Consider the following 21,682-nt stretch of genomic DNA (forward strand, 5'->3'; position numbering starts at 1 on the left):
ATGCACGGGAACAGGGCGGCATCAGCCGGCGGCGCAGACCGCCCGGCGCTTGGCCATCATCTGCTTGATGTCGAAATATTCCTCGGCCGCGAATTCGCGCGACAGCCGGAACTTCTGGATCTTGGTGGTGGACATCGGCCATTCGGTAACGAAGCGCACATAGCGCGGCACCTTGTAGCTGGCGATGCGGCCCAGGCAGTAATCCACCACCTCCGCCGCCGTCAGCCGCGCGCCCGGCCGCAGCTCGACATAGGCCGCCGCCACCTCGAACAGATGGCCGTCGGGCACGGCGATGACCTGCGCCAGCTCGATGTCCGGGTGGGTGCAGAGATAGCTTTCGATCTCCAGCGCGGCGACGTTCTCGCCGCCGATCTTCAGCATGTCCTTGAGCCGGCCGTCATAGGTGACGATCCCCCCGGCATCGACATAGCCAAGATCGCCGGTGCAAAGCCAGCCGTCCGCGCGCAGCACCTGCGCCGTCGCCGCCTCGTCCTTGAGATAGCCGCTGAACCGGCAAAAGCCGCGCAGCCGCAATTCGCCGCGGGTGTCGGGCGGCAGGCGCCGGTCGGTCTCGGGGTCGAAGGCGGCGATCTCGAGCCCGTCGAAGGCCTTGCCGGAATGGGTGAAGGGATCGTCCGCCGGATCCCAGGGATCGGACCAGACCGGAACGCCGCTGCCCTCGGTCAGCCCGTAGGCATTGACGAAACGCACCCCCGGCAGGCTTTCGCTGTAGCGCCGCAGCAGGTCCGCCGGCCCCACGCAATGCAGCAGCCGGACCGAGGACAGGTCGGCCTCGGCAAAACCCGGATCGTTCAGGATGCCGCCGACGATGGTCGGGAAGGACACATAGGCGAATGTCGCCCGCTCGTCCTGCATCTGGCGCAGCGCCTCCTGCGGCTTGAAATGGCCGGTACAGATCTGCATCGCACCCGCGGCCCGGCAGGCCGCCATCGGCAGCATCGAGGACATGTGGAAGAACGGCATCGGGTTGTAGACCACGTCCTCGGGGCCCAGCCGGAAGCGCCGGGCAAAGGACATGCCGATCTGCGACAGGTTGCGGTGGCTGAGGATGCAGGCCTTGGGATGCGCCGTCGTGCCCGAGGAATAGATGATCAGCGCATCGCTTTGCGACGGGATCTCGTCGCGCAGCCGCCGGGCCTGGTCCAGATGCGTGGGCGTCGCGGCCGCCAGGAAGGCGGCCTCGTCGGGCCAGACCGTCTCGTCGGGGTCGCCAAAGTTGAACAGGCGGCGCAGATGCGGCGCGGCGGCCAGCGACAGCGGCGCCTTGCCGTCCCAGCCCTGCAATTCGGGATAGATCCGCACCAGCATGGCGCGGAAATCCATGAAGGACTTGGCCTGGCCGCCGATGAACAGGAAACCGGCCTCGGCATGGTCCAGCGCATAGACCAGGTCCGCCTCCTTGAAGCGGGCGTTCAGCGTGATGGCGCAAGCCCCGATCATGCCCGCCGCGTAAAGCAGCTTGACATATTCCACCGAGTTCGGCCCCAGGATGCCGATGCGCGTGCCCGGCCCCGCCCCCTGCGCCAGAAGCGCCGCGGCATAGCGTTCGGCCTCGGCCAGCATCTGCGCATAGCTCAGCCGCTCGCCGTCCAGCAGCAGCAGCGGCCGGTCGGGCCAGCGGCTTGCGGATTGCGCCAGCACCCGCGCATTGGTGTGCTGCCCCGCGGCCTCGACTTCGGCCGGGGGCGTCAGGGTGGTTTCGCTTTGCAACATGGTCTTTCCTTAAACTTGGGCCGGCGCGCCCGCCGCCCATTCGCGCGCGGCAGGGCTCAGCAGCCAGTCGAGGGCGTTTCTCAGCAGCTTGCGGAATGCCGGATGGGCGAAGGTCGCACCGTCGTTGCCGCATTGCAGCGTGACCGTGGGCGACCGGCCGGAAACCTTGGCCCAGCCGATCAGGTCGGTGCCCCGCGGCGGCGTCCAGCCGTCCGAAGTCCACATCCGCGCCGCAAGCGCATTCCTGGCAGAGTGGAACCGCGCCGGGTCGAAATCGGCCCGGGCGCGCAAAAGCGGCACCACCTCTTCCAGCATCTCGAAAAGGTAAAGCTCGTCAGTCAGTTCGAAACCATCCTCGAGCCCCCGGGTCACGGGATGCGCGCCCACCGGCTCGGCCCGGTAGGTGACGGGGAACAGGTAGCCGGAATCGGGATATGCCCGGCCCTTGTAGCACCCCGGCTGATAAAAGAACCGCGCGCCGATGGCCTCGGCATATTCGTCCCAAAGCGGCCAGCCCGCGATGGCATGGTGCAGAAACAGCAAGGGCTTGCCGCTGGTCAGCAGGGCGCGGAACCCGGCCTTGAAGCCCTCGTCCGGCTCGATCAGGTCGGGCGGGTTCGGGGTGCGGAACTGGATGCCCGGCACGTCGTAGAACAGGATCAGGTCATGGTCCTGCCCGCCGCCGCAGGCGATCAGCTGCGCGGCGGCGGGCTGTTCCACATGCGTCCAGCTGATGCCGTTGAGCGAATCGAAAAGCGCGCAAAAGGCCGTGCGATCATAGGGATGGCCCTTGGTCACCACCAGAAGCCTCACCTTGGCATCGTAACGGATCAGCATGGGTGCGGCCGTCAGAACTGGACGCGCTTGGTGAAGCCGCCGTCCACGACCAGGTTGACGCCATTGATCCAGCTTGCCGCGTCCGAGGCCAGGAAGGCGATGGCGCGGGCCACCTCATCGGCCTCGCCCATGCGGCCGTCGGGCTGCTGCGCCAGGATCGAACGGAAGAACGCCTCGTCCTGCTGGCGCACCTGGTCCCAGGAGCCGCCCTCGATCATGATCGGGCCGGGCGAGACCGTGTTCACCCGCAGCCCGCGCTTGGCATGGGCCTGCGACAGCTGCTTGCCATAGGTGATCAGCGCGGCCTTGAGCGCGTTATAGGCCATCGGGCCGATGAAGGTCTCGACCGCGGCCGTGGTCGAGATGAAGACGACATTGCCCGAGCCCTGCGCCTTGAAGGTCGGGAACAGCGCATCAAAGCCGCGCACGCAGCCCATCAGGTCGATCTCGAAGGCCTTGTACCAGCTTTTCTCGCCATCCATGCCGCCGCCGGCCGAAACGCCGGGCACGAATATGTCGACGCCGCCCAGTTCCTCGGCGGCCTGTTGCAGCCAGGTCTTGTAGCCCTCGGCATCCTTGACGTTGGCGGTTCCCCCGATGATCCGCGTGCCGTAGGGCTTCAGTGCCTCGACGGTGGCATCGACCTCGTCCTGCTTGCGGGCGCAAAAGGCGACATCGGCGCCTTCCTGAGCCAGGATTTCCACCAGGCTGCGGCAGATGCCACGGGTCGCCCCCGTCACGATGGCGCGCTTGCCCTTCAGTCCCAGATCCATGCTTTCCTCCTTGGTTTCGCGCGCGCCACGGGCATACGCGCCAATGGGGCAGGCCGGCGCGATTCCGGCCGGTCGCCGCAGATGAAGCCAAAACTGCACCGGATCGGGCGGAATTGCAATATACAATTATGGCATTCTTTGTATAACAAACCCCAGAATCGCCTGAAACAGAGGAAGCCATGCAGGATTATGATGTCATCGTCGTGGGTGCCGGGCCGGGCGGCTATGTCGCGGCGATCCGCGCAGCGCAGCTGGGCCTGAAAACCGCCATCGTGGAGCGCGAGCATCTGGGCGGCATCTGCTCGAACTGGGGCTGCATCCCGACCAAGGCGCTACTGAAATCGGCCGAGGCGCTGGAAACCGCCCGCCGCGCCGCCGATTACGGCGTCCGGGTCACGGGCGAGGTCGCGGCCGATCTGGCAGCGATGGTCGAACGCTCGCGCGGGGTCGCGGGCCGCATGGCCGGTGGCGTCGCCATGCTGATGCGCAAGAACCGCATCGACGTGATCTGGGGCAAGGCGCGGCTGGACGGTCCGGGCGCCGTGACGGTCGAGGCGGCCGCGCCCCATCCCCGCAACGCCGGGGCCCAGCCGCCCAAGGGCGCGCTGGGGGCCGGCCGCTATGCCGCGCGGCATGTCATCCTGGCCACCGGGGCGCGCCCGCGCGTCCTGCCGGGGCTGGAGCCCGACGGCCGGCGCGTCTGGACCTATTTCGAGGCTCTGGCCGCGACCGACCTGCCCGGCCATCTGCTGGTGGTCGGCTCGGGCGCCATCGGCATCGAGTTCGCGTCTTTCTTCGCCGCGCTTGGCGCGCCGGTGACGGTGGTCGAGGCGGCGCCGCGCATCCTGCCGGCCGAAGATGCCGAGATCGCGGATTTCGCCCGCCAGCAATTCGCCCGGCGCGGCATCGCCTTTCATACCGGCTGCACGGTGACGCAGCTTGACCGGGGCCCGGCCGGCGTAACCGCCACGCTGCGGGGCGGCAAGGGCGAGACGCGCAGCATCGAGGCCAGCCATGTCCTGGTCGCCGCGGGGGTCGAGCCCAACAGCGAGGATCTGGGCCTGGCCGAGGCCGGCGTGGCGCTGGAGCGCGGCTTCGTGCGCACCGACGCCCTGGGCCGCAGCAATGTTGCGGGCATCCATGCCATCGGCGATCTGGCCGGCGGGCCGATGCTGGCGCACAAGGCCGAGCATGAGGCGGTGATCTGCGTCGAGGCCATCGCCGGCCAGAACCCCCATGCGCTGAACCGCGACCGCATTCCCGGCTGCACCTATTGCGATCCGCAGATCGCCTCGGTCGGGTTGACCGAGGAACGGGCGCGGGCCGAGGGGCGCGACGTCGCGATCGGCAAGTTCCCGTTCCTCGCCAATGGCAAGGCCATCGCGCTTGGCGCCGACCAAGGGCTGGTCAAGGTCATCCACGACCGCAAGACCGGCGAGCTTCTGGGCGCGCATATGGTCGGGGCCGAAGTGACCGAGATGATCCAGGGCTTCGTCCTGGCCATGGAGCTGGAAGGCACGGATCGCGAACTGGCCGAGGCGGTCTTTCCGCACCCGACCCTTTCCGAGACGATGAAAGAGGCGGTTCTCGCCGCCATGGGCCGGGCGATCAACATCTGACGGCCGACAGCCGGGGCCCGGATCGTCCCGGCCCCGGCGGTTTCGTCAGGCGCCGCCGGGCACCTCGCGCCCCGCCTGCCGGGCGATGTCGCGCGCGGCGATCCAGCCGAAGGTGACGGCCGGGCCGATGGTCGCACCCGCTCCGGGATAAGAGCCGCCGAACACGTTCGACTGGTCGTTGCCCGCCGCGTAAAGCCCGGCGATGGGCCGGCCGCCCTGCCCGATCACCCGCGAATGTTCGTCGGTCTTCAGGCCCTTGTAGGTGCCGATCTCGCCCGGATAGATGCGCACCGCGTAATAGGGGCCCTTGTCCAGCGGCCCCAGCGCCGGGTTGGGGCCGTGGTTCTCGTCGCCCTGATAACGGTCATAGGCGGATTCGCCCCGGTGGAACTCGGGGTCGCGCCCCTCGGCGGCATGGCGCGAGAAATCGCGGATCGTGTGGGCCAGCGCCTCGGGGTCGATGCCCAGCTTGCGCGCCAGCGCCTCGGGCGTGGCGGCGCGCGTCAGGTAGCCGTTGCGCAGGTAACGCCCCTTGGGAATCGGGAAGGGCCGGACGAAGCCCATGCCCCAGCGGCGGATCGCCCGGTCGTCGCCGATCAGGAAGGCGCGGTCGGCGCCGCGGCTTTCGAAGGCGTCCAGCATGGCGGGCACCAGGTCGTGATAGGGCGCGCTTTCATTGGCAAAGCGCCGGCCGTCCGGCAGCACCATGATGAAGCCCGGCTTGTTGCGGTCTGTCAGGTGCGGCCAGACGCCGTTCTGGTCCACCGCCCCCGGCAGGCGCGAGGTCGGCAGCCAGGCGGCGGGCTGCAGCAGCTCGGCATTGAACTGCGCGCCGACCTCCTCGGCCATGCGGATGCCGTCGCCGACATTGGTGACGGGCGCGGGCGTCACCGGCTCCATCGTCCGGGCATGGCCGGGATATTGCCGGGCGCGGCGGTCCTTGTCGCGCGGAAAGCCCCCCGCCCCCAGCACGACGGCATGGCGCGCCAGCACCCGCACCGGCTTGCCGTCGCGCAGGATCTCGGCCCCGACGACGCGGTCGCCCTCGCGGATCAGCCGCTCTGCCGGGGCGTTCAGCCAGAACGGCACGCCCAGGTCATGCGCCGTCCGCGCCAGCCGCGCGATCAGCGCCCGGCCGCGCACGATGCGCTGCGACGATCCCTTGAACGCCAGGTCCATGAAATGCCGCGCCATGCGGCGGATCACATAGGCCATCGCCTTGGGCGAGCGGCCCGCCGCCAGGAACTGCTTCATCTCCAGCGTCGAGCCGATGGCCAGCCCCAGGAACAGCGTCTGCGGCAGCTCGCCCTTGAGCGTCTTCATCAACTCGCCCATCTTGGCCGCGTCGTAATCCATCGTCCCGACCGAGCGGATGCGCGAACCGCCCTCGGTCTCGGGGTGATAGTCGGGAAACTCCATCGGATAGAATTTCACCTCGGTATGGTCTTCCAGGTACTCGACCATGCGCGGGGCATGTTCCAGATAGGCCTCGATCCGGGCCTCGTCATAGCAATTGCCGGCCTCGTGGCGCAGATAGGTCCGCACCAGGTCGCCATCGTCCTCGACCCCCAGCCGGGCGCCAAGCGCCTTGGCATGGCGGCTGCCCGGCACCCACAACACCCCGCCCGAGGTCGCGGTGGTGCCGCCGAACTGGCCGGCCTTTTCGGTGACAAGCACCTTGAGCCCGGCCTTGGCGCAGGTCACGGCCGAGGTCAGCGCCCCCGCCCCCGAGCCGATGACCAGAACGTCGCAGGTTTCTGTCTGGGTCATCCTTGCCTCCTTCATGGATTGTCCGCCCGCTGCACGCGCCTCGCGCAGCGGCCAAGGGAAAGAAAACCGGCGGGTTCAGATCTGCGCGAAGGCGTCGCGGCAGACGATCACGCGGCCCTCGGAATCGAGATAGCCCATGTCCCCGGTCTTGAAGAAACCGCTGCGGTCCAGCACCTTGCGGCTGGCGCGCAGGTCGTCGTGATAGCGCAGCATCAGCGGCGCGCCGCGAATCCAGATCTCGCCGATCTCGTAAAGCAGCATGTCCATCGAGGTGCGGGGATCGACGATCATCACCTCGACGCCGCGCAGCGGCCGGCCGGCGGTGGCATGCGCGGTATGCGGCGGGTCGCGCGGGTCCGAGCAGATGGCGATACCCGCCAGCTCGGCGCGGACATAGCTGTTGAAGATGTGGCTGTGCGGCAGGGCGCGCTGCCAGCCGCGAACCAGCCTCGCATCGCCGCTAAGCAGGACCATGCCCGGCTGCATCTCGGGCGCGGGCGGGCTTTCGGCGAGGGGCGGCGGCAGATCGGCCAGGATCAGATGGCTTGCCGGCGCCGAAAAGGCCGGCAGGTCGCACAGCGCCGCCCCCGAAAGCAGCGCCGCCAGTTCAGCCGTCAGCCGGGCGGCATGGTTCAGCGGCAGAGGCACCGCCAGCCGCGACCCCGGCCCCATCCCATAGCGCGCGGCCAGGCCCCGCGCGGCGCAAAGCAGCGCCCGGTGGCTCAGCACCACGCCGCGCGCGGTGTCCTGCCGGCCCTCGCCGTAAAGCACGACGGCGGGATGGTCGGGCAGAACCCGCCCGGCGCGTTCGGTCAATTGCCCAAGGTCGGGCGCATCGCCCTGGGCCAGCAGCTCCTCGCAGCCCAGATGGCGCACCGCCGCAAGGTTCGTGCCGCAGCCCGCGCCCTGCGGGCGATGCACCAGCAGGCGCAGGCCCGAGCCCTGGAGCGCCATGGTCAGCCGGGCTTGCGGCAGGCTGGGCTCCAGCGGCACCACCACGCCGCCCAGCCACCAGATCGCCGCGCAAAGCGCCGTCCGCTCGGCCGAGGGCGGCATCGAGACGCCGACCCGCTGGCCGCGGCGAAGCTCGGCCGCAAGCAGACCGGCAGCAAGGCGCAGGATACGGTCGCGCATCGCCGCGTGGCTGGTCTCGGCCCCTGCCGCGACATGCGCGGGCAGGTCGCCCCAGGATGCACCCGCCAGGGCACCGCCGATCGCCGGCTCGCCCAGCCGAAAGCCCGTGCCTATCGCCCTGTCCACGCCCATGCCCCGCCTGCCGTCATACCACGTTGAAATGCTCGGGCACGCCGGCGGGCCAGACCGTGCCCCACATCTGCATGCCGCCGTCGATGGTCAGCACCTCGCCGGTGATGAAATTGCCTGCATCCGAGGACAGGTAGGCCACGCCCTCGGCAATGTCCCAGCCGTTGCCCATGCGCCGCTGCGGGTTGACGTTGCGAAAGCGCGCGGTGGCATGTTCTGGATATTTCGACAGCCCTTCCGAGGCGATGGCGCCCGGCGCGATGCAGTTCACCCGGATGTTCAGCGGTGCCCATTCCGTCGCCACCGTCCGGCTGAGATAGATCACCCCCGCCCGCGCCGCGCAGGTATGCGCGGCCTGCGGCATGCCGCGCCCGACATGGGCCACGATCGAGATGACGTTGCCGGCCTCGTCCCGGTCGCGCCAGCGTTGGGCGGCGCCCTGCATCATCCACCACGTCCCGTTCAGGTTCAGGTCGATGACCGAGTTCCAGCCCTTGCGCGAAAACTCGATGGCGTCCTGCGGGAACTGGCCGCCGGCATTGTTCACCAGCGTATCGAGCCCGCCCCATTCGCCGAAGACCCGGTCCAGCAGCGCATCGACCTGCTCGGGATCGCGAATCGACATCGAAAAGTAATCGACATGCCGGCCGGTCAGGCGCTTGACCGCCTCTTGCGCATCGGCCAGCACCTCTTCGCGCCGGCCGGCGATCATGACCCTGGCGCCCAGCCGCGCCAGCAGGAAGGTCATCGCCCGGCCCATGCCGGTGCCGCCGCCGGTGATCAGGAAGCGCTTGCCCGCGAAAAGATCGGGGGCATAGATCGTCGGGCGGCTTGCCAGTTCCTCATCGGTCAGGAACCATTGAAATCCGTGCGGGCCTGCCGCCGAGGGCTGTGCCATTTCGTTCATATCCGTGTCCCATTGGCGAAATTTGCGTCCCGGCCCTGGTTGAAGGCCGCGATCCCCTCGCGGCTGTCGGCCGAGTTCATCAGCGCGGGGCCGTGCCGGTGGCCCCAGTCGATCGCGGCTTGCAGCGTCTCGTCCCGCGCCACCTCGTAAAGCTGCTTGGCAAGGCGCAGGCAGTGCCAGGAATTGGCCAGCACCTCCTCGGCCAGGGCGACGGCCTCGTCCAGCACCCGCTCGCCCGGCACGACGCGATTGACCAGCCCCAGCGCGGCGAATGCCTGCGCCGGATAATGGGCACCCGAAAAGATCACCTCGAAAGCCTTCTGCCGCGGCAGGATCTGCGCCAGCCGCTGCACGCCGCCGGCAAAGGCGACCATGCCGCGGCGGATCTCGGGCAGGCCGAAGACCGCGTGATCGGCGGCGACCACCAGGTCGCAGGCCAGCGCCGCCTCGCATCCGCCGGCGACGGCCGCGCCGTTGACGGCCGCGATCAGCGGCTTGGGGCAGCGCCGCTCGGTCACGCCCAGGAAGCCCGCGCCCGGAACCAGCCCGGTGCCCGAGCCGACCTGACTGGCCTCCTTCAGGTCCATGCCGGCGCAGAAGGCGCGCTCGCCGGTGCCGGTCAGCACGATGGCGCCGACGCTGTCATCGGCCTCGGCATGGCACAAAGCCTGATGCACGCCGTAAGAGGTGGCGCGATCAGCCGCGTTGCGCAATTCGGGCCGGTCGATGCGGATGATCGCCACCGCGCCGCGCCGTTCATAGCGAACGGTCGGAGGAAGGACGGGCAGGTCCGGCATGGCTCAGGCCTGCTCGGTTTCCGCAGCCGCCTCGGCCGGTTTCCAGTTCTCGTCCCAATAGGGCTGCAACAGCGGCTTGACGCGCAGCGCCTCGGGCACGCGATCGGCTCCGATGCGGCGGTCGAGTTCCTCGTGCCAGTGATAGATCCGGCGTTCCTGATAGTTCAGCGGGAAATCCCGCAGCCCGCTGGACATGGCGGCGATCTGGATCTTGTCGGCGAATTGCAGGTCTTCTTCCAGGATCGCGGCGAAGTTGCGGATGCGCATGTCCCAGACCTCGGGACGCGGCCCCTCGCCCCAATGCGGCGCGAACCAGTAGACGTCGATCGACATGGTGTCGATGGTTTCCGGCCAGAAGGCCAGGACCGGGATCCCCCAGGGCGAAACCGGCGTGACCAGGTTGGGATAGGCCATCAGCGACAGGTTGGTGTCGCCGAACCAGGGATCGACGCCCTCGATCTCGGGCAGGCCGCGCACGCCGGGGTCTTTCCAGCCCTCGCGCTTGAAGGGCGTGACCATGCGGGAATGGCCGTGTTCGTAAAGCGTGATGGCCGAGCCGCGGTGGTCCAGGAACCGGTCCACGGTGTTCTGGTGGATCGACTTCAGGTGATAGACCTCGAGGAAGGCGTCGATCAGGATCTTGACGTTGCATTTCACCTGGATCGTCGACTTGTCGATCAGCGCCAGCGTGTCGGGCTTCATCTCGTCCAGCGCCTGCGCCACTGGGCCAAGATAGTCCCGAAGCGGCATCGCGTCGGCATCGAGGTTCACGAAATACAGGTTGCCGATATTCTCGCAGCGCACCTCGACCAGCGAGCGGCAGCTGAGATCCAGCCCGACGAAATCCCGCCGGTCGCGCAGGTTGATCAGCTCGCCGCGCGTGTTGTAGGTCCAGCCGTGATACTTGCAGGACACGCCGCGCGACTTGCCCGAAGGTTCGGTGACGACCGGCGCGCCGCGATGGCGGCAGGTATTGTAAAAGCAGCGGACCTTCTGGTCCTCGCCGCGGATGAAGAACAGCGGCTCGCCCAGGCGCGACCACTGGATATAGGAGCCGACCTCGGGCAATTCGTCGGCATGGACGGCATAGAGCCAGGTCTTGCGCCAAAGATGCTCCATCTCCAGCGCGAAGAAGGCGGGATCGGTATAGCGCAGGCCCGGCAGGTCGGGAAATTGCGGGAAGCCCTCGGGCGGCCCCCCGCGCGCGCTTTCGTAAGCCTGCTGATCCAGGATACGCTGCTTTTCTTGCGGATTCATCGCCATTCCTCCCCAGAAGACGCTGATACGATCAGGCCACGGGCGGAACAGCATCCGACCCGGCCGATTAATTTGTATTTTTATAGATCATTACTGCATACGCAAGAACAAAAATTTGTGGATTGGAAATCGGCAGGAAGATCAGCTGGCCCGGACGCGCTCCTCGTTCATGGCGATGTAATCGGCCAGGATATCGCCCTGGACCTTGGTATGCTTGCGGAATTGTTCGGCCGCCCGCTCGACGTCCTGGGCCAGGATCGCCTCCAGAATCGCGCGGTGATCCTCCAGATTCGACTGCGACTGGCCCGGATAACCCAGCTGGAAGCGGCGATAGGGCACCAGCTTGCTGCCGAGCTTGTTGGTCATGTCGATCAGTTCCTTGTTATGCGTGCCGTCGATCACCAGCAGGTGGAACTTGCGGCTGAGCGCATAATAGCTGTCCTGGTCGCCGGCGGCGAAGGCGCGTTCGGACTGTTCATGCACCTCCTTCAGCGCAGCGCGCTCTTCCGGGGTCATCCGCCGGGCCGAGTATTTGGCGCAGATCGATTCCAGTTCGGACATCACCTCGAACTGCCGGATCAGGTCGGTGACATCGGTCATGGTGACGACCGCACCCTGGCGCGGACGCTTTTCCACGATGCCGGACTCGATCAGTTGCAGGATCGCCTCACGCACGGGGGTACGCGAGACCTCGAAGCGGCGCGCAAGCTCCTCCTCGTCCAGCGAGCTTCCCGGCGCGATGGCGCCCGAGAAGATGTCCTGTTCGAGCGCGAGTCGAACCTTCTCCGAATGCGTCATTCCGGCAGATCGTGCCATTTTTCTTCTCCTTCTCTGCCCATGAGCTTGACCCGGTCGAAACAGGCTTCCCATATACGCCAGGTGGCAGCAGATTGTATGCTTACACTTCAGCACCAGCGTATTCCAAGCCCGAGTCGCTCTGCAATACTGTTGCCGCATGGCAGGTACCGACATCGGCTGGAAGCAGCCCTGTTTTGCACTCCGTCGGCCCGCGGCGAGGAAAATCTCGTGCCGGTGATAATTGTATATTGAAATGCGGAGAAAAATACACAACACTGTCGCCACGGAGGGGAGGATCAATGCCGGACAGCTTCGATCCCGTGGGAAACAAGACCCGCTCGCGCCTGGGCGCCATCGTCCAGATGGGCTATGTCGTGCCCGATCTGGAGCGCGCGCTGGTGCATTGGACGCAGACGCTGGGCGTTGGCCCGTTCCTCGTCACCCCGCGAATCGACTATGCCGCGCTGCATTATCGCGGCCGGCCGATCCAGGTCGAGAACGCGGTGGCGCTGGCTTCCTGGGGCGGCATGCAGATCGAGATCATCCAGCAGACCGGCGGCGACGATTCGATGTTCACCGATTTCATCGCACGGCGGGGCGGCGGGCTGCATCACCTCTGCCTGCTTTCCGGGGATCTGGACGCCGATCTTGCCGCCTGGCAGGCCAGGGGCGTCGGGGTGCTGATGGGCGGGCGCACCGCGGCCGGCATTCCCTTTGCCTATCTGGACAGCGACCCGCTGGACCAGGGCCGGGTGATCGAGATCGTGCAGCCCACGGCCGGGCTGAAGAAATTCTTCGCGCGGCTGGAATCGCTGGCGGCCGATTGGGACGGCTCCCGGCCCATCCGCTATCTCTAGCCGATCGACAGACAAGGACGCCAGATGCCACGAATCACAGCCACGGACCGCGACGGAAGCGTGAAGGAGTTCGACGCAGCACCCGGAACCAGCCTGATGGAGGCCCTGCGCGATGGGGCAGGCCTCGACATCGCTGCGATCTGCGGCGGTTCCTGTTCTTGCGCGACCTGCCACATCTATGTCGCGCCCGACTGGCTCGACCGCCTGCCGGAGCAGCAGCCCGACGAACGGGAACTGCTGGAATTCATGGAAACCTATCGCGAAACATCGCGGCTGAGCTGCCAGATCCCCGTGACCGACGACCTTGCCGGGCTCGAGGTGACGCTGGCGCCCGAGGAATAGCCGCCGTCATCGCAGCAATAAGGGGCCCGGCACCAACGGGCCGGGGGGAAAGATGTCAGCAACGCTCAATTACACGGCCACCACCACGGTCGGCGATCTTCTGGTCCGGGCAACGGCACGGACGCCGGACAAGGACGCGATCCGGTTTCCCGATCAGAACCGCAGCTTTCGCCAGTTGCACCAGGCCGCCATGCTGCGGGCCCGCGAACTTTACGGCCTGGGCGTGCGGCCTGGCGACCATGTCGGGATCTTCCTGCCCAGCTGCATCGAATACCTGGAGTATTATTTCGGGCTGGCCTATCTGGGCGCGGTCTCGGTGCCGATGAATGCCCGCTATCGCGAACACGAGCTGCGCTACCAGACCGTCAACGCGGATCTGGTGCATATCGTCTCGACCACACAGGTGGCCGAGGGGCTGGATTTCCGGGCGCGGCTGCACCAGGCCTTCCCGGCCCTGCGCGACGCGCCGGCAGACCAGCCGGTCAGCCTGCCCGAGGCCCCGCGCCTGCGCGGCATCACCTTGCTGACCGACGAGCCCTCGGCCGGATGCCTGCGCCAATCCGTGTCGCAGGGTTTCGCCGCCGAGGTCGAGGACGCGCTGATCGACCGGCTGCGCCGGGCCGTCACGCTGCGGCAGACGGCGCTGATGCTGTATACTTCGGGGACGACCTCGAATCCGAAAGGCTGCATGATCAGCCACGAGGCCCTGGTCCGCACCGGCATGGGCCTGGCCGAGCGTTACGGGATGACCGACCAGGACGCCTTCTGGTCGCCGCTGCCCATGTTCCATGTCGGCGCGCTTTTCCCGCTATGCGCGGCCTATCATGCCGGCGCCACCTATATCGGCATGCAGCATTTCGACGCCGGCGCGGCACTGCGGCTGGTGCGCGAGACGCGGCCGACCATCGGCTATCCCAGCTTTGCCCTGTTCCTGTCGGACATGGTCTATCACCCGGATTTCCGCGCCGAGGACATGGCATCGCTGCGGCTCATCAATTGCTCGATGGCGCTGAGCCCGGAGCCGTTCCGCGAGCTGATGCGCAAGAGCTTTCCCAACGCGGTCTTCGTCGGCACCTATGGCATGACCGAAACCGCCGGCACCGTCACCACCAGCGACCCCGCCGACAGCGAGGCCGAGCGCCTCAACCGGCTCGGCCGCCCCTTCGACGGGCTGTCCGTGCGCATCGCGCGCGAGGACGGTGCCGAGGCCGCACCGGGCGAGATCGGCGAGATCTGCGTCAAGGGCTTCTCGATCTTCACCGAATATTACGGCGATCCCGAAAAGACCGCCGAGGCCAAGCGCGACGGCTGGTTCCATACCGGCGACCTGGGCTCGATCGACGCGGCCGGCACGCTGATGTTCCACGGCCGGGCCAAGGACATGCTGAAGGTGGGCGGTGAAAACGTCGCCGCGCTGGAGATCGAGATGGTCGTGGCCCAGCATCCCGCGGTCAAGACCTGCCAGGTCGTCGGCAAGCCCGACGCGCGGCTGCAAGAGGTGCCGGTGGCCTTCGTGGAACTGGTGCCGGGGCAAAGCGTGGACCCGGCCGCGCTGATCGCCTATTGCAAGACGCGCATCGCCAGCTTCAAGGTGCCGCGCGACGTCCATTTCATCGCGGAATGGCCGATGTCCGCCAGCAAGATCCAGAAATTCAAGCTGCGCGACATGGTGCAAGAGATGGCGGCGGATCGCTGCGCCGCCCAATAATCCATCACAAGTATTTTTACTTCGATCTACAATATTTTTATATCCATCTATGATATACATAGTATTGTGGAGGAAGCCGAGAATCCGTCACGGATCGCGAAGGAACGCGATCCGATACCGGGCGACCGTCAGGTCAACCCGCCGTTCACATTCCTGGGGAGGAAACCGTCGTGAAACTGTCCAATCTGTTCGCCACCTGCACCGCAATGGCGTTGCTGCCCGCCATGGCCGCCCAATCCGACGAATATCACGTGGTGGTCCTGCAAGCCCTGACCGGTCCCGCCGCCTTCATCGGCACCGCCGTCGCCGACGGCATGCGCCTGGCCGAGCAGCAGATCAACGAGCAGGGCCTGCTGGGCGAGGGCAACACGCTCAAGGTCACCTATGCCGATGACGCGACCGACCGCACGCAGACCATGTCGCTGATCGCGCGCTATGCCAACGATCCCTCGATCCTGGGCATTCTGGGTCCGACCAGCGGCGCGGTTGCCATCGCCGGCGCGTCCTCGGGCAACCAGTACAAGGTGCCGGTCGTCACCACGACGAACACGCCCGAGGTGCTGGACCAGGGCCCCTGGTCGTTCATCCTGACCCAGCCGCCGGAAATCACCATCCCCTATCTGGTGGATTACGCGGCCGATGTGAAAGGCGTGAAGGAATGCGCCATCATCGGCATCCGCGACATCGAGGCCTATGTCGCGCTGCAAAAGCAGTTCGAGAAGCTGATGGCGGACAAGGGCGTCAGGATCACCACCGTCGAGCAGGTCGGCGGCACCGATTCCGACTTCTCGTCGGTCGCGACCAAGATCGCCACCTCGCAGCAGGATTGCGTCTTCGTCTCGGCCTCGGCCTCGCAGGGGGCGAACATCATCGTCCAGCTGCGCCAGGCCGGGCTGGACCCGGCGACGCCGGTCTTCGGCCACAATGCCTTCGCCTCGCCCGAGTTCCTGAACCGCGGCGGCGCGGGCGTCGAGGGCGTCACCTTCATCGCCGACTGGGTGCCGGGCGGCTATGACGATTTCACCAGGGCCTTCGCCACCGAGTTCAGCGAGAAATTCGGCCACGAGGCCGACAACTGGAACGCCGTCGGCTATGGCGGAATGCTGGTGATGGCCAACGCGCTGAAATCCATGCCCGAACCCACGCGCGAGGCGTTGCGCGACCAGCTGGGCAAGACCAGCGAGGTCCGCGTGGCCGCCGGCCAGGGCAGCTATACGCTGGACGAGAAACGCTTTCCGCATGTCGGCATGAACGTGCTGACCGTGCAGGACGGCGCCTTCGTCCAGGCTCCGCGCTGAACGCCCGCGCGCCATGGGCCGGGGCGCCGGGCGCCCTGGCCGCAACCCTTTTGGACGGACCACCGGGATGCTACTGCAACAGATACTCAATGGAACGGTGTCCGGCGCGATCTATGCCCTGTTCGCGCTTGGCTTCACGCTGATCTTCGGCGTGCAGAAACTGCTGAACCTCGCCCATGGCGCGATCTTCATGGCCGGCGCCTTCATCGCCTATTACGCGACCGCGCAGGGGCTGCCCTTCTGGTTCGCGCTGCTGCTGGCGACCGTCGCGACCGGGGCGATCTCGGTCGTGGTGGATTTCGTGGCCTTCCGGCAATTGCGCAAGGCGGGCCATGCCGAATTCGCCGCCATCGTCACCTCGATCGGGGTGGACCTGATCCTGATGAACATCGCCCAGCAGGTCTCGAACACCAAGGTGCTGAGCTTTCCCTTCGGCACCTTCCCGGTCAAGTTCTTCAGCTTCTGGGGGATGCGCATCTCGCTGTTGCAGCTGACCATCCTGGGGCTGGTGCTGGTCCTGGTGCTGGCCCTGGCCTATTACATCAACCGCACCAGCTTCGGCCGCCAGGTGCGCGCGGTGTCCAGCAACGAGCATGCCTCGGCGCTGCTGGGCATCTCGGCCAGCGCGGTCTATCGCCAGACCTTCTTCATCGCCGGGGCGCTGGCGGGGCTGGCCGGGGTGCTGATCGGGCTGTCCTTCAACTCGATCCACTTCATGATGGGCGAGCCCTTCCTGCTGCAAGCCTTCGTCGTGGTGGTGATTGGCGGGCTCGGCTCGCTTCAGGGCGCGGTGGTCGCGGCCATCCTGATCGGGATCATCCAGTCGCTGACCATCGCCTATCTGTCCAGCGAACTGTCCACCGCGATCATCTTCGCGCTGCTGTTCGTCACGCTGCTGTTCTTTCCGAACGGCCTGTTCGGACGCGCCGGCAACTATGCAGGAGGAAGCCGCAGATGATGTCCTTTTACTATTCCTATCAGCCGCTCATCGACTTCTTCCTGATCGCGGTCGGGCTGGGCTACAGCCAGCAGCTGGCGCTGCGCGCGGGCGTGTTCTCGATCGCCACCGCGGGTTTCTCGGCGCTTGGCGCCTATGCCACGGCGATCCTGGTGACGCGATACGGCGTCCCGGTGCCGGCGGCCATCCTGGTCTCGGCCGTGGTGGGCATGGCGGTCAGCTATGTGCTGTCGGTGCCGCTGGCGCGGTTGCGCGGCGCCTTCCAGGCCATCGCCACGCTGGCCTTCGTGCAGGTGGTGATCGCGCTGCTCTTGTATTTCGAAAGCTTCACCGGCGGCGCCATCGGCATCTCGGGCATCCCGCGGGTGATGAATACCGGCTGGCTGCTGCTGGCGGTGCTGGTCACGATCTACGTGATCTGGTCGATCAACCGCACCTCGGTCGGCCGGGTGTTCAACGCGCTGCGCCAGGACGATTCCGTCGCCGCCTCGCTTGGCGTGCCGATCAAGTCCTATTACGCGCTGGCCTTCGTGTTGTCGGGGCTGATCGGCGCGGTCTTCGGGGCGCTGCGTTCGCTTTACGTCTTCAACATCGAGCCGGTGGATTTCGGCTTTCACGCCATGGTGGCCAGCCTGACCGTGGTGGTGCTGGGCGGGCGCAACACGCTCCTGGGCCCCATCGCCGGGGCGCTGATCATGGCGATCCTGCCCGAACTGGCGCGCCCGCTGGCCGAGAACCGCGGCATCCTGAACGGGGTGATCCTGATTCTGGTCATCACCTTCCTGCCGAACGGCGTGGGCGATGAGCTGGTCTACTGGCTGCGCCGCCGCCTGCGCCGCGCGCCCAAAACCATGTCCAAGCGGAAGGAGGGGGCCGATGTCGTCGCTGCGGATTGAGAACGCCTGCAAGTATTTCGGCGGGCTGAAGGCCGTCGACGGCATCAACATGACCGTCCCCGCCGGCCGGATCACCGGGCTGATCGGCCCGAACGGCGCCGGCAAAAGCACCGTCGTCAACATGATCTCGGGCGTCTACAGCCTGACCAGGGGCGAGGTCTACCTGGACGACCAGCAGCTTACCCGGCTGCATGTGGACGAGGTCGCCCGCCGCGGCATCGCCCGCACCTTCCAGAACATCCGCCTGCTGCCCGAGGAAAGCGTCCTCGACAATGTCGTCATCGGCTATTTCCGCAAGCAGCAGAGCGGCGTCATGGCCAGCCTGATGGGCCTGCCCGTCGCCCTGGCCGAGACCCGCCGCCTGCGCGAGCAGGCCTGGGAGCTGCTGGGCCGCTTCGGCATCCAGAAATATGCCGATTACGAGGCGGGCAGCCTGCCCTATGGCCACCAGCGCCGGGTCGAGATGGCCCGCTCGATCGCCGCGGCGCCGCGCATCGTCATGCTGGACGAACCGGTGGCCGGCATGAACGAGGTCGAATCCGCCGAAATGGCCGAGATCTTCGAGGATCTGGCCCGCTCGGGCATGGGGCTGTTGCTGATCGAGCATAACGTGGCCTTCGTCTCGCGCCTGTGCAGCCAGGTCTATGTGCTGGATTCCGGCCGCATGATCGCCGAGGGGCCGCCCGAAACCGTCACCCGCGATCCAAAGGTCATCGAGGCCTATATCGGAGGCAAGGCCGATGCTGCTTGAAGTCAGGAATCTGAGCGTCTCCTACAAGGGCATCCAGGCGCTGCGCGATGTCAGCCTGCATGTGAACCGCGGCGAGATGGTGGCGCTGGTCGGCTCGAACGGGGCGGGGAAATCGACGCTTCTGAACGCGCTGAGCCGGACCGTGGTGCCGCAAGCGGGGCAGGTCGTCTTCGACGGCAAGGATCTGGGCCGCATGGCCGCCTTCCAGGTCTCGCGCCAGGGCCTGCTGCATGTCCCCGAGGGGCGGCAGGTGCTGGCCGACATGTCGGTCTGGGAAAACCTGCAACTGGGCATGCTGGCCCTGGGCCAGCGGCCGGCGCGATACAGTCTGGACCAGGTCTACGCGCTCTTCCCGATCCTGGAGGAGCGTGCCGATCAGATCGCCGGCACGCTGTCGGGCGGCCAGCAGCAGATGCTGGCCATCGGCCGGGCGCTGATGGGGGCGCCCGAGATCCTGCTTCTGGACGAGCCGTCGCTGGGCCTGTCGCCATTGATGAGCGACCAGGTCTTTGACGCGCTGACGCGGCTCAACCGCGAGGGGCTGACCATCCTGCTGGTCGAGCAGAACGCCTATCGCGCGCTGGAATGCACGCAGCGGGCCTATGTGCTGGATCGCGGCCGGATCGTGATGGAGGGCGCATCGGAGATGCTGATGCGCGACCAGCGGGTGATCGAAAGCTATCTGGGCGCCTGAGCGGACATGGCCGAACGCATCCTGACCCTGCACCAGCTCAGCCTGCGCGACACCGACCCGGTGGCGCTGGTCCAGACCGCCGGGGCGACGGGCTTTCCCTTCGTCACGGTGTTCCTGCACCCGCCGGCGCCGCAGCTCGACATCTTTCCGCGGCTGCTGCCCGGCCCCCCGACACGGGCCTTCGTGCAGGCGCTACAGGCGGACGGCGTGCAGGTCCACAATATCGAGGCCCTGCCCTTTTCCGGCCGCACCGATCCCGCCGGCTACCTGCCGGTGCTGGACCATGCCGCCGAGATCGGGGCGCGGCGCGCCACCGTGCTGATCTATGACCGCGACCTGGCCCGCGCCTCGGACCGGCTGTCGCAGACCTGCGACGCGGCTGCCGCGCGCGGCATCGCCCTGTCCATCGAGTTCATGGCGTTTTCCTCGTTGCCCAGGGTGGGCGAGGCGGCGGATTTCGTGCGCCAGAACGGCCATGCGAACCTGAGCCTGCTGGTCGATCCGCTGCACCTGGCGCGCACCGGCGGCAGCCCGGCCCAGCTTGCCCCCCTCGCCGACACCATCGGTGCGCTGCAATTCTGCGACGCGATGCTGGCCGCGCCCGAGGACGCCTTTCGCGAGGCGGTCGAGGATCGCGCGATACCGGGCGAGGGCGAGCTGCCGCTGCAAGCCCTGCTGGACGCCACCGATCCCGGCCTGCCGCTGGATGTCGAGGTGCCGATGCTGCGGCTTGAGAAACAGGGGCTGGATCCCATCGCCCGCGCGCATCTGCTGAAACGGGCGCTGCGGCGCTATCGGCTGTGAAGGGCGCGGCCGTCAGCCGCGCCGCACCAGCACGCGGCGGCCGGAAATCCTGACCTCGACCCTGGGCAGGTCGCTGCAAAGCGAGGACAGCGCCTTGCCGGTCGAGCAGTCGAACCGGGCGCCGTGCTTGGGACAGATCACCACATTGCCTTCGACCTCGCCCTCGGACAGGCGGGCGAAGCTATGCGTGCAATTGCCGGAAAAGGCGACGATCTCGCCGTCGCGGCGGCACAGGATCACCTCGCGCCCGCCGGCGGTGACGAACCAGGGGCCGGCACTTGGCACCTGCATGACCGCGCCGACATCGACGAATTCCTCGGCATCGGCGCCCAATCCTCTCGGGATCATTCCCTGCCCTTTCCTTCTTGCCGCCAGATTTCGGGGGAAACGCCGGGCCGGTCAACCCGGCCCGGCACCTGGATCAGGCACGGCGCTGGTTGAAACGGCGCCCGACCATGGCGGCGGTGATGTTCACCTTCTGGATGTCCACCGCGCCGCCGGCGATGCCCCAGCCCCAGGAATCGCGCAGCCGGCGCTCCATCGGATATTCCTTGGAATAGCCGTAACCGCCCATCAGCTGCACGGCATTGCCGGTCACTTCGCGCGAGATCTCGTTGGCAAAGCATTTCGCCAGCGAGCTGTCCAGGATCGAGGGCATCCCGTCCTGGGCGTTCTGCGCCGCGCGATGGATCAGCAGCCGCGCCGCATCGACGCGCAACCGCATCTCGGCCAGCTTGATCTGCACCGCCTGGAAATCGACCAGCGGCCGGCCGAATTGGTGGCGCTCCTGCACATAGTCCAGCACATCCTCGAGCGCGCCGGAAGCCTGGCCCAGCGACATGGTGGCATTGCCGCAGCGCTCCAGGTCGAAGGCTTCCATCAGCCGCTTGAAGCCGCCGCCGGGCACGACGACATGCTCCAGCGGCAGCTCGACATTGTCGAAGAACAGGTCGCTCGACGGCACGCCGCGGAACCCCATAAGCCGCTCCTGCGGGCCGAAGCTGAAGCCGGGCATGCCCTTTTCCACATAGACCGCACCGATCGAGCCCGCGCCCGGCCTGTCGTCGAAACGGGCATAGACCAGATAGCCCTCGGCATGGCCGCCGCCGGAACACCAGCGCTTCGAGCCGTTCAGCACGACCCTGCCCGATTCGATGCGGGCGCGGGTCTTCAGGTCGGTCAGCGCCGAGCCGGCATCGGGTTCGGACATGCCGATGGCGACCACCTTTTCGCCGCGGCAAACGGCGGGGATCACGCGTGCCTTCAGGCTTTCGGGCGCGAAATGCTCGATGGCGCGCACCGGGCCGACGCAGGATTCGAAGACCGGAAACGCCACGGCGGAACTGATCTTGGCGAACTCCTCGACGACCAGCAGCGCCTCAAGATTGCCCAGCCCCATGCCGCCATATTCCTCGGCCACGTTGATGCCAAGGAAACCCAGCTCGGCATAGCGCCTGACCCATTCATGCGGGACTGGCTCTGCCTTCTCCTCAAGCTCGCGGGCAAGATCCACCAGCTCGCTGCGGGCGAACTTGCGCGCTGCCTCTTGCAGGTCACGCTGGATCTCGGTCAGCCGGAAATCCATCCTCTCCTCCAAAAATACATTTAATGCTTATCTA

General features: G+C 67.0%; 21 protein-coding genes. 10 read left to right on the top strand and 11 right to left on the bottom strand.

The window, feature by feature from the left end:
* Window positions 1–21 precede the first annotated feature (21 nt).
* From ESD82_RS07860 to ESD82_RS07870, 3 genes are read right to left on the bottom strand one after another with little or no spacing between them, the layout of a single operon-like run.
* A complete protein-coding gene (locus ESD82_RS07860; protein WP_147429409.1) occupies window positions 22–1,734 on the bottom strand; it encodes a class I adenylate-forming enzyme family protein in 1,713 nt (570 codons plus the stop codon).
* 9 nt (window positions 1,735–1,743) lie between these two features.
* Window positions 1,744–2,571, bottom strand: a complete 828-nt coding sequence (locus ESD82_RS07865; protein WP_147429408.1) for a ThuA domain-containing protein — start codon at window positions 2,569–2,571, stop codon at window positions 1,744–1,746.
* Between the two features lie 11 nt (window positions 2,572–2,582).
* Window positions 2,583–3,344 (bottom strand): SDR family NAD(P)-dependent oxidoreductase, encoded by a 762-nt coding sequence (locus ESD82_RS07870; RefSeq protein ID WP_024844845.1) that lies wholly within the window; start codon window positions 3,342–3,344, stop codon window positions 2,583–2,585.
* A 179-nt stretch (window positions 3,345–3,523) separates the two neighbouring features.
* On the opposite strand from ESD82_RS07870, the gene lpdA reads away from it, so the two are divergent.
* Window positions 3,524–4,963 (top strand): dihydrolipoyl dehydrogenase, encoded by a 1,440-nt coding sequence (gene lpdA, locus ESD82_RS07875; RefSeq protein WP_147429407.1) that lies wholly within the window; start codon window positions 3,524–3,526, stop codon window positions 4,961–4,963.
* 45 nt (window positions 4,964–5,008) lie between these two features.
* On the opposite strand, the gene ESD82_RS07880 is transcribed toward lpdA, so the two are convergent.
* The 6 genes from ESD82_RS07880 to ESD82_RS07905 form a co-directional block, all read right to left on the bottom strand.
* A complete protein-coding gene (locus ESD82_RS07880) occupies window positions 5,009–6,733 on the bottom strand; it encodes an FAD-dependent oxidoreductase (protein WP_147429406.1) in 1,725 nt (574 codons plus the stop codon).
* 75 nt (window positions 6,734–6,808) lie between these two features.
* Window positions 6,809–7,993 (bottom strand): AMP-binding protein, encoded by a 1,185-nt coding sequence (locus tag ESD82_RS07885; RefSeq protein WP_167521734.1) that lies wholly within the window; start codon window positions 7,991–7,993, stop codon window positions 6,809–6,811.
* Between the two features lie 19 nt (window positions 7,994–8,012).
* Entirely contained in the window at window positions 8,013–8,894 is an 882-nt protein-coding gene (locus tag ESD82_RS07890; protein WP_211331243.1) for an SDR family oxidoreductase, read from the bottom strand.
* 5 nt (window positions 8,895–8,899) lie between these two features.
* The gene (locus ESD82_RS07895; protein ID WP_147429403.1) at window positions 8,900–9,700 is read right to left on the bottom strand and encodes an enoyl-CoA hydratase/isomerase family protein; all 801 of its coding nucleotides are present in this window, start codon (window positions 9,698–9,700) and stop codon (window positions 8,900–8,902) included.
* A 3-nt stretch (window positions 9,701–9,703) separates the two neighbouring features.
* Window positions 9,704–10,957, bottom strand: a complete 1,254-nt coding sequence (locus ESD82_RS07900) for an aromatic ring-hydroxylating oxygenase subunit alpha (RefSeq protein WP_123130438.1) — start codon at window positions 10,955–10,957, stop codon at window positions 9,704–9,706.
* Window positions 10,958–11,098: 141 nt separating this feature from the next.
* The gene (locus ESD82_RS07905; protein WP_024844838.1) at window positions 11,099–11,773 is read right to left on the bottom strand and encodes a GntR family transcriptional regulator; all 675 of its coding nucleotides are present in this window, start codon (window positions 11,771–11,773) and stop codon (window positions 11,099–11,101) included.
* Window positions 11,774–12,054: 281 nt separating this feature from the next.
* On the opposite strand from ESD82_RS07905, the gene ESD82_RS07910 reads away from it, so the two are divergent.
* From ESD82_RS07910 to ESD82_RS07950, 9 genes are all read left to right on the top strand, one after another.
* On the top strand, window positions 12,055–12,612 hold the full coding sequence (locus ESD82_RS07910) for a VOC family protein (RefSeq protein WP_051419583.1): 558 nt from the start codon (window positions 12,055–12,057) through the stop codon (window positions 12,610–12,612).
* 24 nt (window positions 12,613–12,636) lie between these two features.
* Window positions 12,637–12,954 carry a 2Fe-2S iron-sulfur cluster-binding protein gene (locus ESD82_RS07915; RefSeq protein ID WP_024844836.1) on the top strand — a complete coding sequence of 106 codons (318 nt, stop codon included), beginning with the start codon at window positions 12,637–12,639 and terminating at the stop codon, window positions 12,952–12,954.
* Between the two features lie 52 nt (window positions 12,955–13,006).
* Window positions 13,007–14,662: a class I adenylate-forming enzyme family protein gene (locus ESD82_RS07920; protein WP_024844835.1), complete on the top strand. Its 1,656-nt coding sequence runs from the start codon at window positions 13,007–13,009 to the stop codon at window positions 14,660–14,662.
* A 170-nt stretch (window positions 14,663–14,832) separates the two neighbouring features.
* Window positions 14,833–15,960, top strand: a complete 1,128-nt coding sequence (locus ESD82_RS07925) for an ABC transporter substrate-binding protein (RefSeq protein WP_147429402.1) — start codon at window positions 14,833–14,835, stop codon at window positions 15,958–15,960.
* 67 nt (window positions 15,961–16,027) lie between these two features.
* Window positions 16,028–16,918, top strand: coding sequence for a branched-chain amino acid ABC transporter permease (locus tag ESD82_RS07930; protein WP_024844833.1), 891 nt, complete (start codon window positions 16,028–16,030; stop codon window positions 16,916–16,918).
* Entirely contained in the window at window positions 16,915–17,814 is a 900-nt protein-coding gene (locus ESD82_RS07935; protein ID WP_024844832.1) for a branched-chain amino acid ABC transporter permease, read from the top strand. Before ESD82_RS07930 ends, ESD82_RS07935 begins: the two co-directional genes overlap by 4 nt.
* Entirely contained in the window at window positions 17,795–18,565 is a 771-nt protein-coding gene (locus ESD82_RS07940; RefSeq protein WP_028710202.1) for an ABC transporter ATP-binding protein, read from the top strand. The genes ESD82_RS07935 and ESD82_RS07940 overlap by 20 nt, the downstream gene beginning before the upstream one ends.
* On the top strand, window positions 18,555–19,259 hold the full coding sequence (locus tag ESD82_RS07945; protein ID WP_036747717.1) for an ABC transporter ATP-binding protein: 705 nt from the start codon (window positions 18,555–18,557) through the stop codon (window positions 19,257–19,259). Before ESD82_RS07940 ends, ESD82_RS07945 begins: the two co-directional genes overlap by 11 nt.
* 6 nt (window positions 19,260–19,265) lie before the next feature.
* Window positions 19,266–20,063: a sugar phosphate isomerase/epimerase family protein gene (locus tag ESD82_RS07950; RefSeq protein WP_024844829.1), complete on the top strand. Its 798-nt coding sequence runs from the start codon at window positions 19,266–19,268 to the stop codon at window positions 20,061–20,063.
* A gap of 12 nt (window positions 20,064–20,075) precedes the next feature.
* Here the strand turns inward: ESD82_RS07950 and ESD82_RS07955 are convergent, their stop codons facing one another.
* Complete coding sequence (locus tag ESD82_RS07955) at window positions 20,076–20,411, bottom strand: Rieske (2Fe-2S) protein (RefSeq protein WP_147429401.1); 336 nt, start codon at window positions 20,409–20,411, stop codon at window positions 20,076–20,078.
* Window positions 20,412–20,484: 73 nt separating this feature from the next.
* A complete protein-coding gene (locus ESD82_RS07960) occupies window positions 20,485–21,648 on the bottom strand; it encodes an acyl-CoA dehydrogenase family protein (protein WP_147429400.1) in 1,164 nt (387 codons plus the stop codon).
* Window positions 21,649–21,682: the final 34 nt, after the last annotated feature.

Source organism: Paracoccus pantotrophus, assembly GCF_008824185.1.
Lineage (GTDB): Bacteria > Pseudomonadota > Alphaproteobacteria > Rhodobacterales > Rhodobacteraceae > Paracoccus > Paracoccus pantotrophus.

What these genes read in the sequence shown, in the direction of transcription:
- ESD82_RS07865 (WP_147429408.1), bottom strand. Translation starts at nt 2,571, where the DNA reads ATGCTGATCCGTTACGATGCCAAGGTGAGGCTTCTGGTGGTGACCAAG.
- ESD82_RS07870 (WP_024844845.1), bottom strand. Translation starts at nt 3,344, where the DNA reads ATGGATCTGGGACTGAAGGGCAAGCGCGCCATCGTGACGGGGGCGACC.
- ESD82_RS07860 (WP_147429409.1), bottom strand. Translation starts at nt 1,734, where the DNA reads ATGTTGCAAAGCGAAACCACCCTGACGCCCCCGGCCGAAGTCGAGGCC.
- ESD82_RS07905 (WP_024844838.1), bottom strand. Translation starts at nt 11,773, where the DNA reads ATGGCACGATCTGCCGGAATGACGCATTCGGAGAAGGTTCGACTCGCG.
- ESD82_RS07880 (WP_147429406.1), bottom strand. Translation starts at nt 6,733, where the DNA reads ATGACCCAGACAGAAACCTGCGACGTTCTGGTCATCGGCTCGGGGGCG.
- ESD82_RS07915 (WP_024844836.1), top strand. Translation starts at nt 12,637, where the DNA reads ATGCCACGAATCACAGCCACGGACCGCGACGGAAGCGTGAAGGAGTTC.
- ESD82_RS07940 (WP_028710202.1), top strand. Translation starts at nt 17,795, where the DNA reads ATGTCGTCGCTGCGGATTGAGAACGCCTGCAAGTATTTCGGCGGGCTG.
- lpdA (WP_147429407.1), top strand. Translation starts at nt 3,524, where the DNA reads ATGCAGGATTATGATGTCATCGTCGTGGGTGCCGGGCCGGGCGGCTAT.
- ESD82_RS07895 (WP_147429403.1), bottom strand. Translation starts at nt 9,700, where the DNA reads ATGCCGGACCTGCCCGTCCTTCCTCCGACCGTTCGCTATGAACGGCGC.
- ESD82_RS07910 (WP_051419583.1), top strand. Translation starts at nt 12,055, where the DNA reads ATGCCGGACAGCTTCGATCCCGTGGGAAACAAGACCCGCTCGCGCCTG.
- ESD82_RS07935 (WP_024844832.1), top strand. Translation starts at nt 16,915, where the DNA reads ATGATGTCCTTTTACTATTCCTATCAGCCGCTCATCGACTTCTTCCTG.
- ESD82_RS07890 (WP_211331243.1), bottom strand. Translation starts at nt 8,894, where the DNA reads ATGGCACAGCCCTCGGCGGCAGGCCCGCACGGATTTCAATGGTTCCTG.
- ESD82_RS07950 (WP_024844829.1), top strand. Translation starts at nt 19,266, where the DNA reads ATGGCCGAACGCATCCTGACCCTGCACCAGCTCAGCCTGCGCGACACC.
- ESD82_RS07960 (WP_147429400.1), bottom strand. Translation starts at nt 21,648, where the DNA reads ATGGATTTCCGGCTGACCGAGATCCAGCGTGACCTGCAAGAGGCAGCG.
- ESD82_RS07920 (WP_024844835.1), top strand. Translation starts at nt 13,007, where the DNA reads ATGTCAGCAACGCTCAATTACACGGCCACCACCACGGTCGGCGATCTT.
- ESD82_RS07900 (WP_123130438.1), bottom strand. Translation starts at nt 10,957, where the DNA reads ATGAATCCGCAAGAAAAGCAGCGTATCCTGGATCAGCAGGCTTACGAA.
- ESD82_RS07930 (WP_024844833.1), top strand. Translation starts at nt 16,028, where the DNA reads ATGCTACTGCAACAGATACTCAATGGAACGGTGTCCGGCGCGATCTAT.
- ESD82_RS07945 (WP_036747717.1), top strand. Translation starts at nt 18,555, where the DNA reads ATGCTGCTTGAAGTCAGGAATCTGAGCGTCTCCTACAAGGGCATCCAG.
- ESD82_RS07955 (WP_147429401.1), bottom strand. Translation starts at nt 20,411, where the DNA reads ATGATCCCGAGAGGATTGGGCGCCGATGCCGAGGAATTCGTCGATGTC.